General features: G+C 40.1%; 9 protein-coding genes. 3 read left to right on the top strand and 6 right to left on the bottom strand.

Annotated features, from left to right (window positions below):
* Positions 1–1,395 (top strand): HAMP domain-containing sensor histidine kinase, encoded by a 1,395-nt coding sequence (locus NSS67_RS03295; RefSeq protein WP_339318289.1) that lies wholly within the window; start codon positions 1–3, stop codon positions 1,393–1,395.
* 80 nt (positions 1,396–1,475) lie between these two features.
* Here the strand turns inward: NSS67_RS03295 and NSS67_RS03290 are convergent, their stop codons facing one another.
* Together NSS67_RS03290 and NSS67_RS03285 are read right to left on the bottom strand one after the other, a co-directional pair.
* A complete protein-coding gene (locus NSS67_RS03290; protein ID WP_339318288.1) occupies positions 1,476–2,624 on the bottom strand; it encodes a HAMP domain-containing sensor histidine kinase in 1,149 nt (382 codons plus the stop codon).
* Positions 2,625–2,628: 4 nt separating this feature from the next.
* Positions 2,629–3,318, bottom strand: coding sequence for a response regulator transcription factor (locus tag NSS67_RS03285; protein WP_339318287.1), 690 nt, complete (start codon positions 3,316–3,318; stop codon positions 2,629–2,631).
* 114 nt (positions 3,319–3,432) lie between these two features.
* Between NSS67_RS03285 and NSS67_RS03280 the strand changes: the two genes are divergently transcribed.
* Both NSS67_RS03280 and NSS67_RS03275 read left to right on the top strand, forming a co-directional pair.
* The gene (locus NSS67_RS03280) at positions 3,433–5,373 is read left to right on the top strand and encodes an ABC transporter ATP-binding protein/permease (RefSeq protein ID WP_339318286.1); all 1,941 of its coding nucleotides are present in this window, start codon (positions 3,433–3,435) and stop codon (positions 5,371–5,373) included.
* Positions 5,373–7,169, top strand: a complete 1,797-nt coding sequence (locus tag NSS67_RS03275) for an ATP-binding cassette domain-containing protein (RefSeq protein ID WP_339318285.1) — start codon at positions 5,373–5,375, stop codon at positions 7,167–7,169. Before NSS67_RS03280 ends, NSS67_RS03275 begins: the two co-directional genes overlap by 1 nt.
* Positions 7,170–7,356: 187 nt before the next feature.
* Here NSS67_RS03275 and NSS67_RS03270 read toward each other — a convergent pair whose 3' ends face one another.
* From NSS67_RS03270 to NSS67_RS03255, 4 genes are all read right to left on the bottom strand, one after another.
* Positions 7,357–8,334 (bottom strand): copper amine oxidase N-terminal domain-containing protein, encoded by a 978-nt coding sequence (locus NSS67_RS03270; protein WP_339318284.1) that lies wholly within the window; start codon positions 8,332–8,334, stop codon positions 7,357–7,359.
* Between the two features lie 172 nt (positions 8,335–8,506).
* Positions 8,507–10,102 (bottom strand): ABC transporter substrate-binding protein, encoded by a 1,596-nt coding sequence (locus NSS67_RS03265; protein WP_339318283.1) that lies wholly within the window; start codon positions 10,100–10,102, stop codon positions 8,507–8,509.
* A gap of 53 nt (positions 10,103–10,155) precedes the next feature.
* On the bottom strand, positions 10,156–11,037 hold the full coding sequence (locus NSS67_RS03260) for a carbohydrate ABC transporter permease (RefSeq protein ID WP_339318282.1): 882 nt from the start codon (positions 11,035–11,037) through the stop codon (positions 10,156–10,158).
* Between the two features lie 38 nt (positions 11,038–11,075).
* A complete protein-coding gene (locus NSS67_RS03255; protein ID WP_339318281.1) occupies positions 11,076–11,996 on the bottom strand; it encodes an ABC transporter permease subunit in 921 nt (306 codons plus the stop codon).
* Positions 11,997–12,033 lie beyond the last annotated feature (37 nt).

Here is a 12,033-nt window from a genome sequence, read left to right as displayed (position 1 = left end):
ATGAAACTAATCTATAAGCTTCATTTATCATTTGGAATATTACTGATGTGCGTACTCGTGCTTACAGCTACATTCGTTTATCCCCTACTAATGGACACGCTAATCAATAATCAAAGAGAAGAACTAAGATCACAAGGCAGTGCAATGATGGAGTTGGTCAATTCGCTACCTGTTCAAGACCTAACACCTACTCAATCATCATCAGCAGCAGCTCTCGTACAGCCGGCTCAAGAGATTAATAGATCAGTAGATGCGTTACTCATAGAGCCGAATCGTAATATATTGTTTAGTACAATGACTGAAGCGCAAACGCAGACATGGCTACCGCTAATTGAGCAGTACTCAAGTCACAACCAGCAGGGTTTATGGGAAAATGGACCGGAGAAATATATCGTTGAGACCTTAACTTCTAATCCACAGAATCTTGATCCAGCTAGTGCTGTAACCCCAGCCACACTTGTCTTGTCTACACCGCTAAGCAAAGTGAAATCATATCAATCAGAGCTTTTTACAAGAATGATGCTCATTATGATGATTGGGGGAATTATTGCCTTTGGCCTAAGTTTATTTATTACCAAACGTCTCGTTACTCCCCTTGAGAAATTAAAGCTTGAGCTCAAAAAAGTTGAAAAACGTCATTTTGATGAGGTGCAGCTTATACAAACTGGCGGAGAAATTGGTGAGGTAGCCCAAAGTGTCCATCATCTCGCTGGAGAACTTAAGCAATATCATAATGCTCAAAGGCAATTTTTCCAAAATGCTTCTCATGAACTTAAGACCCCACTAATGACCATTCAAGGTTATGCTGAGGGAATTCGAGATGGTATTTTCACCGGGGATCGTGCTGACAATGGTCTCGATGTAATCTCGAGCGAATGTGAACGACTTAAGGGAATTGTCACAGAGATGATCTTGTTAGCCAAGCTTGAAAGCGAAGATGGTATTTTCGATCAAGAAAAAGTGTCGGTTGAACAATTAATCGATCAAACCGTCGATCGAATACGACCATTAGCTATAAATGAGGAAGTTAACATCAAGATAAAGTACGAAGTGGATAAGCCGAGCACATTTCATATTCATGGGGATTCGGAAAAACTCTTACAAGCGATACTAAATATTATGAGCAATGCAATTAGACATGCATCACAAGCCGTGGATATAGAAATTTCGGAGCAGGATGGACAAGTGCATATCGATGTCATTGATGATGGTGAAGGTATACCTGATCATTTATTGCCTCAGCTATTTCAGCGTTTTATTAAAGGTAAGAATGGAGAGACAGGACTTGGACTTGCCATTTCTCGTGCAATTGTTGAACGGTGTGATGGTGCTATATCCGCCCATAACAGAGAACATGGTGGGGCTATCTTTCGAATGAGTTTTCCTTCTAGATAACTATATAATACAACTCCCCAAGAACGAGAAAATCCACAACCGCATGAGGTTGTGGATTTTTTATGTTGGGAATTGCATGTTTACACGAAAGGGCAATTATTTAAGATTACATGAAAACAAGTTCCACCCTTCTCATTATCAGTAACAGTAAGCGTACCATTATGTTTTTTGATAATAGTATCAACAATCGAAAGCCCTAAGCCTGCACCACCCATTTGACGGGAGCGTGAGCTGTCCACACGATAAAAGGGCTCGAATATAAGCTTTTTGTTTTCTTCGGAAATACCAATACCCGAATCTATAATTTTGATTGAAACCTCGTCCTCACTTAATCTGTTTGCAATAACCCCAACCTTACCGCCGTCAATATTGTACTTAATTCCGTTTTCCACAAGGTTATAAAAAGCCCGATACAATAAATCGATGTTTCCAACAATAATGCTATCATCACAATCTAAGGACAGCGTAATATGATTATCTTTAGCTATGTGAGTAAGCTCGGAAAGTATATCCTCAAAGATATCCTTTACACCAATGCTACTGTGCTCGCCGTTATCGGCCATATTCGTCATATCTAAAAGGTTATCGACGAGCCCTCTCAAGCGTTTGGTTTGCTTCTCAATTACGACAATAAGAGCATCATATTCCTCGTTTGTATGTTCCGTTTTCTTCTTAAATACATCCACCTTTGTCTGTAATACAGCAAGCGGGGTTCTAAGCTCATGAGCGGCACTTGCGGAGAATCTCCCTTGCATCATAAAAGCATTATCCAGCTTATCCGTCATTTCATTAAAGGTTACCGTAAGCTCTGCAATTTCATCCTTTGTAGGTGGCACAGATAATGTTTCCGATAGATTGTGCACATTCATGTTTTTCACTTGATCATTTAATGTATCCAAAGGCTTTAATGCCTTGCCCGAAATATAGTAGGTAAACAATCCTCCAACAACAATAACTAACAGCATATAAAGAAGACTTTCACTTCTATAATCCATTATTGCGATTTGAGAGTTATCGGATAAAACAGAAGAGGCACGGTGGGCTAATGATGTTTGTGAAATTTCATCCATCTGTCCGTTTTCACCCACCTGATTTGCCGGTACTATTAGCGTTGCATCAATCTTTGTAGCCATTTTATCAGCTGATAAATTAAGGATGAAGGTAAGACCTACACAGCAAGCCGTTAATAGAGCAACAGTCAGTACCGTAAGTCGCAATCGAATAGGCATTTTTTTAAGCATTAACATCACTACCTTCTTCTGATAAAAAATAACCCTCGCCGATTTTCGTTCCAATGGGGTCGTAGTTTAAAACAGCTTTTAGCTTCTTGCGAAGCGTTGCAATATGCACCCTGATCGCACCACTAAAGCTATCCGCATTTTGATCCCACACATGCTCAATCAGTTCTTCTTGGCTAACGACTTTGTCCTTGTTAAGCAAGAAATATTCAAGTAACGCAAATTCTTTTTTTGTAAGTGCTATTTCATCTTCATTAACAACTGCAGTGCGCTTCGACAAATCCACCTTAATTGCACCACAGGAAAGCATGCTACTCTCTTGCACGAACTTTCGCCTTAACAAGTTTCGTATTCGTGCTTCCAACTCCTCAAAGTCAAATGGTTTTGCCAAATAATCGTTGGCTCCTATATCTAAGCCCTTTACTTTGTCATTTACACTACTCCTAGCACTAAGAATAAGTACCTTTAATTCAGGCTTTTCATCTCGTATCTTAGCTAGAACCTCAAGCCCATCCATTTTTGGGAGATTTAAGTCCAGCACAACTAAATCGTAATCCACGCTATATAAAAGCTCGTAAGCAGCTTCACCATTGTCACAGACATCCACTGCATAACCATCAATTCTAAGCCCATCTGCAATCGCCTCTTGCAAATCAAGCTCGTCCTCCACAATAAGAATCCTCATACTCCGTTCACCTCTTTGTTTAGTTACACCTTTCATTTAAACATAAAAATCCACTTAACAGGAATTTAACATCGTTTATTATACAATGTTGACATTAAGTAAGGAGGAATAACAATGTTTGAAATTAAAAATGTATCCAAGCAATATAACGGGGAATTCGCTTTAAATAATATCTCCTTCAAACTAGGAAAAGGATTAAATTTTATAGTCGGTGCTTCAGGTAGTGGTAAAACCACTCTTTTGAAAATCATCAGCGGTATGGAACAGGAATTTGAAGGTGAGGCCCACTACTGCGATAAGAACATTAAGACGTTAACCCCCAAAGAAAAAAGCTACTTTTACAATAATACGTTCGGATTCATTTGGCAGGATTTTAATTTACTCGAAGATTTAACGGTGCTGGAGAATGTGTTACTGCCACATTATTTGAAGAATAATCAAAATAAACAGAAAGCAGACACGATTTTAAAAGACCTCAAAATCATAGAGCTTGCACAGCAAAAAGTGAAAAATCTTTCGGGTGGTCAAAAACAGCGTGTTGCCATCGCAAGAGAGCTTATGAAAAATCCAAAGGTGATTATTGCTGACGAACCAACAAGTGCGCTGGATGAAAAAACCGCAAAAATGACAATGGATATTCTAAGATCCATATCTAAATACAAGACAGTTATAATAGTTACCCACGATACCCAGCTGATTGATAATAACTCCAACATTTTAACTTTGGATAAGGGAGAAATGGTAACCTCACCACAAGTAGTTGCACCCGAAGCAGAAGGTCTAAAATACTATGAAAATCACCGCTTATCCATTAAAAATGCTTTTTCTATCGCCAAATCGAATGTAACAAGAAAATTCGGACGTTTTGTAGTGTCAGCCCTTGCTCTTATGGTGGCAGGAATTTTATGTCTTACAACGGTTAGTGGGGCCATCGAGAATAGCAGTCAAGGTCAGTTTGACAAGCTGATTGATGCTTATGGTGAAGGACTTAAGGATATTAGTGTAGTTAACAGCTTTGTAAGTGCGGCAGGCGCAGGTGATACGCAGGATGAACAGCCTAACGCTAATGTAACGCAGGATACTAATGGCTTGTATGATAAATATGTAGGTGATGAGCGAAGTGAATTTGCTGTTTTTTTACAAGCTTTTAATGATATAAAAGTAACGGTTAACGGCAAAGAATATCCAATACAAAGCTCAGGAAACGCTCCGGTAATCAATAAGCTGGTAGCAGGTAAACTGACGACAGGCGACAACGAGGTTGTAGTCCCAGAAAGTTTTGTAAAAGCATTGGGAATATCCAACGAGCAAGCCATAGGTACAGCAATTGATTTTAATGGCTCTATTTATAATTGGGACACAGGTGAGCCTGTTAAAAAGCCCGTATCCAAAACTGTAAATATTGTAGGTGTCGCTGACACTACCGTCTATTATGAAAGTCAAGGACAAATGGCAGAATACTCTGTGGATGACTCTTTCATCTTTGATAAAGCTGCACTTGATGATATGAGAGGACAAGCAGGGATTACGACTAACAGTATGAATTTTCTTATTCGAGCAAAGACACCTACGGATATGATTTCTATTAAAAATGAGCTTAACGCAGGAGGCATTGTACCTCTTGGCAGATTTGAACTGGTTGAGAATATTGTTAATTTAAATCAGCAAACAACCGAACAGTCCGGCTCCGCAAGTATGCTCATAGGAATTTTGTCTGTCGTCATGATTATTGCCATCTTCTTAATCACAGGCTTAATGAGAAAAAGAGAATTTGCCATTTATAAAGTTAGCGGCTTTAATAATGCTCATTTGAGTCTACTTAATTTGACAGATAGGATATTAGAAACCATTACAGCAATTGTGCTTATGCTTGTTACATCACCCCTTATCAATTTAGCCACCAAAAACTTGTTCGACGTTAACATCCTTACTTTAAAAATGCTGTTAACAGGGTTGATATTGATTGTTGTAATGGCTGTTGTGGGTTACTTTACAAATATGATTACTTTCTTAAAAACAAATACACTCACAGCTTTGAAGACAGGTGACAAATAATGATCCAGATAAAAAACCTTAAAAAAACATACGGCCAGTCACTTATATTTGATGATGTAAGCTTTAACCTTCCAAACCAAGGACTTATTTGCCTTTTAGGTGCATCAGGCTGCGGTAAAAGCACGCTGCTTAATATGATTGCGGGCTTTGATAGCCAATACAGTGGGGATATTACGGTTTGGGGTACTTCTATTAGCAAGCTGAACGCTGATGAATTATGTGCCTATCGTAGAGATAGTATCGGGTTTATCTTTCAAAATTACCATCTTTTAAGCGGATATACCGTACTTGAGAACATCTTACTGTCTTGTGAGCTCAACACTTTAAGTGAAGAGGACAATAAAAATAACGCCATAGAGCTGTTAAGTAAACTGGGATTATCACAAAAAACGAATGAAAAAATCGAAAATCTTTCTGGTGGTCAAAAACAAAGAGTGGCTATTGCAAGAGCATTAATCAGTAATCCTCGTATTGTTTTGGCAGACGAGCCGACAGGAGCTTTAGATCGTAACAATTCCACTGAAATTATGGAGATTCTAAAAGAAATTTCAAAAGAACGTTTAGTCATTGTAATTACTCACGATCAGAAGATTTGTAGCTTTGCAGATGACATCCTTCATATCGAAAACGGAAAAATGATCGCAAAAGAAATTGATAACCAATCGGATGCCACTACTGATACTAAACTCAGCTTCAATAAAACTATCAACGTATCTGCGTTTAAGCGGGGACTTAAGAACTTCAAAGTCCACATCACCCGCTATATTGCTGTCAGCTTGGCAATTTCCATTGGTATTCTTGCATTTATGTTGTCCTTATCTTCGGGCAATATTATGGACAAGTCCATCTCAGATTTTAAGGATAAAAATACAGCCTTTAGCAACGGTTACATTAAAGGTGAAGATGATGGAACCCTTGCAAAAATACTGAATACCGATGAACGTATCGAAAATGTTTATTATCAATACAAAATAAATGATGTCACTTTAAGTTTGGGCGATAAAACCGAAACTATGGCAGAAAAATACCCTATGCCTAAAGCTATTGAACATATGTCATACGGTGCTATGCCAAAAGCAGGTGAAATGGAAATGACACTTAGTCCGAGCCTTGCTAAAAAGTTTGATAATGATATTAGTCGCTTACTTGGCAAAGAAGTCACCTTAAAATATGGGGATAAAGAATACAAGCTTACGATAAGCGGGATTTATAATGCGGCCTACGATGATTTCTATGTAAGCTCTGATATTGAACGGGAATTTTATAAACATATGTATGGCGAGAAAACCTATTCAATTAGTTACGATGTAAAAAACTTTGAAGATATTGTTCCAGTAAGTCAAATGCTTACTGACAAAAAAATAGACAGTAAAACAGCAGCCACAGAAGTAGAAGCATTACAAAGTACATTCACCAGCCTTAACCGCTTATTCTTTATCGTTTCTATTTTAATTTTGGCAATTGGTTTGTTTATCAGCATAGTATTACTTATTAAACTCCAAAATTCGAGATATAAGGAATTAGGGCTGCTATCAGCCTTGGGATTTAATAAAGGAACCATACAAAAAATGATTGTCAGCGAAAATCTGCTTTTATCGGCAATGTCGGCTATCTTTAATGCTGCCCTTGTGGGTTGTACTTATGTAATCGGTAGGATCTTTGATTTAGCAATTATCATTACTCCATTACAAATCTTACTATCAATACTTTCTACAGGTGTTGTTGTTATTGTAATTAGCATAATCGCTAGCCATAAGCTAATCCACACAGAGCCTGCTGCCGCGTTGAGAAAGTAATCACAGTTGTATTTAGTCGGATAAAGAAGCCTCCCACGCACAACCAGCAACGGCGGAACTTATCCGGACCGCGTCGTATCGATCTTATGTGACGGTCTTCGTGGGTAATAGAAATAACCGCTTGCGAATGTCGATATCGCAAGCGGCTAAGGCCTAACTAGAGCGTCCTGCTATTGAACAAAATAACTTAATTAGCCTCAATAAGGCCAGCTGTCTTTAAATCTTCTATGTTCAGATACATCGTACCTTTATACTTCTTGACACGTATATCACTTAACGTAAAATCGCCTTTATTTGCTTTCTTATATTCATCAGTCATAACGATATTGTACCTAATCATATTCATTCCGGCATATTTACCTATACTAAGAATGTTGGAATCACTATTGCCAAGGTTGCTGATTTTCTCGATTTCTGAGAGCATTGCTAAGGAAATCCAGCCTTCGCTCATCAGCGGCGGCGACAATTCCTTATTCCCAGCTGCAGCTGAATAATTGGCGTCAAAATAATCCGGGTAACCTTTATATCCAGGTTCTTTGGATTGCTCTTGTGTCGGAGGTACTCCAACAATACGGATTTTAGGAGCATTGGTAGTGAACTCTTTAATGGCTTCGTTCTCCGCCAATTCTTTTTGCTGATTCATGTCCTTCACGGCACTGGGGCCGAACAGCACCGTTCCATTGGCATTAAATAAGATAGGAATCCCGTCAATAGTGTAAGAAGCCCCTTTAAAGGACGGGCTATTAATTTGAATAACATCGGCTGATGCTGAATAATAGACGGCATTCCCCGTTGCTTCCCCAACGATACGAACTGGAATTAACGTTGTTCCATTCTGGGCGAAGGGCGCCGCTTGTAGTGCTTTCTTCTGACCATTGACGAATGCTGTTTTGCTACCAATCGTAAATGTGATCTTCAAATCACCCTTGGTGCCAGTAACTTGTTTCAGTTTCGCATCATAGCCGATATTCATTTTCAGCTTTTCGAACAGTTCCCGGAAAGGTACGAACGATACCCCATTCTTGCTCACAGATCTCGAATTCAGTGGTACCCCGTCCACAAAGATATGGGATCCCTTAGAAGCTGCTGATGCAGGAGCAGGAATAAGACCTACACTAAATACCAAAACACAGATAATTGCTAGAATCGACAATCTCTTCAACAATTAACGCCTCCATAACTTCATATTATTTCCATCAAATCTTATGTTACTACTAATTAAAAAGGTGTCAAGAAAGTAGTCTTTCTCAGATCAATGAGAGAGACTTTTAGATTGCTTCTCTACATAGCAAAAACCTCCACCCCTATTGGGCGGAGGTTTTCATCCTTATACTCTCTTACTTGTTCGCCAAGAATGCATCAATTTGAGCTTGCAGTTCGGTTTGAATTTTATCAATGCCAGCTGATTTCAGCTGCTTATTCAGGTCTGCAAGACCTTTATCGATATCTTTAATTACGCCGTACTCGAGTGGAATTGCATAACGGAGCATCACGTTGCCCACATTGGCAATCTCTGTCTTCACTTTGCTATTGTCGAATACAAAGGTTTCAAGGGCATAGTGGTAGACGTTAGCTTCCCAGCCCTTAGCTAGATCGTTAGCTTCTTGAGGGAATGCTTCATTGTCAAGATTGAGTGGCGAGTTGAAGTTCCAATTTGAAAAGCCGGTAAAGTTCGGATTTTTGTCGAGTGCTTTATATTTAGTGTCGCCAACCGGTTCATAGTGCACGCCACTAATGCCGTACATCATTAGATCATGCAGTTCTTTATCATTTTGCATCAGATCGATCAGCATCAAGGAACGTTCTACATTTTTGGAGGTCGCATGAATCGACGTACCGTTTTGTGTAGAAATCGCCACTGATTTTTTCTTACCTTGGTTGATGTCGGCCAGTGCTACTTCATAAGGAGAATTTTCTTGGCGCATCAAAGCCATGAGTGCTCCAAGTGTTCCGTTATTATGCGTAATCGAAGCGGTTTTGCCTGCTTTAAAATCCGCCTGATGATCATTTTTACTGTTCAGGACGTTTTTCGACCAAGCATTGTTATCAGCGAGATCCTTGTAATACACGAGCAAATCTTTGAACTCTTGCGTTTCATAGACGTTAAAGACTTTACCTGTTTCATCAGTCAATTTGAAGGCAAACGGAAGGTCGAGGTCAAACATATTCCATTCAGTTTGTTGCTTCAGTAATACACGGTCCAAATTATGATACTTCCAGTCTCCTGTTTCCGGAGTGAAAGGTGTAATTCCTTTTTCCTTTTCTGCTATCGTCTTCAAATAAGTAGCATATGCTTCCGGGCTGTTGATTTCAGGAAGATTGTATTTCTTACGCAAATCTTCACGATAGAGAATTAGCTTTTCAACAGATTCCCCTCTGTTTTGCGGAACCATGTACAGCTTACCGTTTACTTTTGCCTGATCCCAGCTCACATCTGACATAGCTGCCTTAGTTTGCGGCATATATTTGGTAAGCAGCTCGTCGGTCAATTCTAGAAATCCGCCTTTCAGCGCCTGATCATTATAACCGGCCCAGTTTGCCGAATAGATGAGATCGAAATCTTCATTTGCCGCCAGCTTCAACGGGTATTTTTGAGCCCAGTCAGACCAGTCCAAGAACTCGCCCTCAAGGGTCGCATTAATTTTTTCTTTCAGCTTTTTGTTAATTTCAGCAAAAACACTATCATAGTCTATCGGTTTAGGCCCAACGAAGATCATTTTTAGCTTTACTTCTTTAGAGGTGTCGATGGTATCTGAAGTTTCGGCTGCATTCGTTGCACTCGCTGTTTCTGTAGGTTCACTTTTTGCCTCAGCTGCATTATTTGTAGCCTTAGCGGGCGCATTGGCATTGTTGTTGCCGCCACCACATGCGCTCAAAATCATTACGAAGGTTAAAACGAGTGCGAGCATAATGAATCTATTTTTTCTCAGCATTTCAAGCCTTCCCCCTTGTATTCATTATATTGATAAACCGGATTTCCCCGGGTTCATCCTTTCACAGCGCCAATCGTCAAGCCTTGGACGAAATATCTCTGAACGAATGGATAGGCTAGCAAGATCGGACCGGTGGCCACAACCGTCATTGCCATCTTCAAGCTCTCGCTTGGGATCGATGTGGTTACGACTGCCCCTGCACCCATCATGGCTTTTCGCATACCGTCCATATTGCCAAGCATTTTGTACAAATAATATTGAAGCGGCATCAGTTTCTCATCGGAAATAAATAGAAGTGCATTGTACCAGTCGTTCCAATAGGCAAGGGCCAGAAACAAACCAATAGTAGCTAGCGCCGGCTTAGAAAGAGGTAGGATTAGACGAGCATAAATCTTAAAATCGCCTGCACCGTCAATTTTGGCCGATTCCACAATCGCTTCTGGAATGCTGCCCATAAACGACTTCATGACAATGATGTAGAAGACGTTGAGCATCATCGGAATCACTAAAGCCATTAGTGTATCTTTTATATGGAGGTAATTGACCATAAGCAGATACCACGGAACCAGACCGCCGTTAAATAAAGTCGTAAAGAAGAAGAAGAACGAGAATTTATTCCGCCACTTGAAATCTTTTCTGGATAGCGCATAAGCCGTCATCGAAGTTAGAAATAGGCCAAGCACTGTGCCCATTATTGTAACGCCTATGGTCACCATGTAGGCTTGAATCATTTGATCGGGATACTTAAACAAAATGCTGTAGGCTTCCGTTGAGAAGGCAGTCGGTATAAATTGATAGCCATCTGTTAGAATTTTAGTTTCTTCCGTCAGTGATGAAGATACGACAAGTATAAACGGGAATATACATAAAATTGCGAGAAAGATTAGGGATACATAACCAATACCCGAGAATATTTTACGATCGAGCTGCTTCATATCGTTACCTCCATTATGAAAACTTTACCCTTTTGCGATTAGAATAGGGCGCGGTCTTTATCGTATCTACGGACAGCATAGTTCACAGTCATGATCGTCGCGAAGCCAAGAACCGATTGGAAAACGCCAGCCGCAGCCGACATACCAATATCATTCGAAGTAATCAGCGACCTGAACACGAAAGTATCAATAACGTCTGTCGAAGAGAACAACAAACCGTTGTTGCCAATCATGTTATAGAACATCCCGAAATCTCCACGGAAGATGTTCCCGACCGCCAGCAGCACTAGAATAATAATCGTCGGATAAAGATTTGGAATCGTCACTTTCCGGATCCGTTGAAAAATATTGGCGCCATCGATTTCAGCCGCTTCGTATTGTTCGGTGTCAATGCCAGTAATCGCGGCCAAATACATCACCGTTCCGTATCCGAGACCCTTCCATGCGGACACGAGAACTAGGATATACGGCCAGTAGGCAGGTGTATTGTAAATATCGATAGGCTCTAGGCCGAGGCCTCTAAGCAGAGCATTCACAGTACCGATATCATAATTGAGCAGGTTATAGGCAATCGCGCCGACAACAACCCATGAGATAAAGTAAGGAAGAAACAGCGCCGATTGCGTAATTTTGCGAAACCATTTGCCACCAACCTCAAACAACATAATGGCTGCAAAAATTTGCAAAGAATTATTCACGACGATAAATGCAATATTGTACAAGGCTGTATTTCGTGTTACCCGCCAGGCATCTCCTGATTCAAAGAAAAAGCGGAAGTTGTCGAGACCGTTCCAGGCACTCCCAAAAATACCGCCCGCGTAATCATAATGCTTGAAGGCAATAATAATGCCCGCCATTGGGACATAGGCAAACAGAAGAAAAAAAGCAACCGCCGGAGCCAGCATCAGCAACAGAACCCTGTAGTTTTTTAAATCGCTCCAAAATGTATGCCCTTTCATCTTTGCACCCCTCTCTTCTCTATATCCTTAATTATAA

This window comes from Paenibacillus sp. FSL R10-2734 (assembly GCF_037963865.1).
In the GTDB taxonomy this organism is placed as follows: domain Bacteria; phylum Bacillota; class Bacilli; order Paenibacillales; family Paenibacillaceae; genus Paenibacillus_AQ.
The sequence above is the reverse complement of the archived record's forward strand: the minus strand, read 5'-3'. Positions and strand labels throughout refer to the sequence as shown.

Bases quoted from the DNA above. Each gene is read 5' to 3' on its own strand.
- NSS67_RS03275 (WP_339318285.1), top strand. From the start codon at position 5,373: ATGATCCAGATAAAAAACCTTAAAAAAACATACGGCCAGTCACTTATA.
- NSS67_RS03285 (WP_339318287.1), bottom strand. From the start codon at position 3,318: ATGAGGATTCTTATTGTGGAGGACGAGCTTGATTTGCAAGAGGCGATT.
- NSS67_RS03290 (WP_339318288.1), bottom strand. From the start codon at position 2,624: ATGCCTATTCGATTGCGACTTACGGTACTGACTGTTGCTCTATTAACG.
- NSS67_RS03280 (WP_339318286.1), top strand. From the start codon at position 3,433: ATGTTTGAAATTAAAAATGTATCCAAGCAATATAACGGGGAATTCGCT.
- NSS67_RS03255 (WP_339318281.1), bottom strand. From the start codon at position 11,996: ATGAAAGGGCATACATTTTGGAGCGATTTAAAAAACTACAGGGTTCTG.
- NSS67_RS03265 (WP_339318283.1), bottom strand. From the start codon at position 10,102: ATGCTGAGAAAAAATAGATTCATTATGCTCGCACTCGTTTTAACCTTC.
- NSS67_RS03295 (WP_339318289.1), top strand. From the start codon at position 1: ATGAAACTAATCTATAAGCTTCATTTATCATTTGGAATATTACTGATG.
- NSS67_RS03260 (WP_339318282.1), bottom strand. From the start codon at position 11,037: ATGAAGCAGCTCGATCGTAAAATATTCTCGGGTATTGGTTATGTATCC.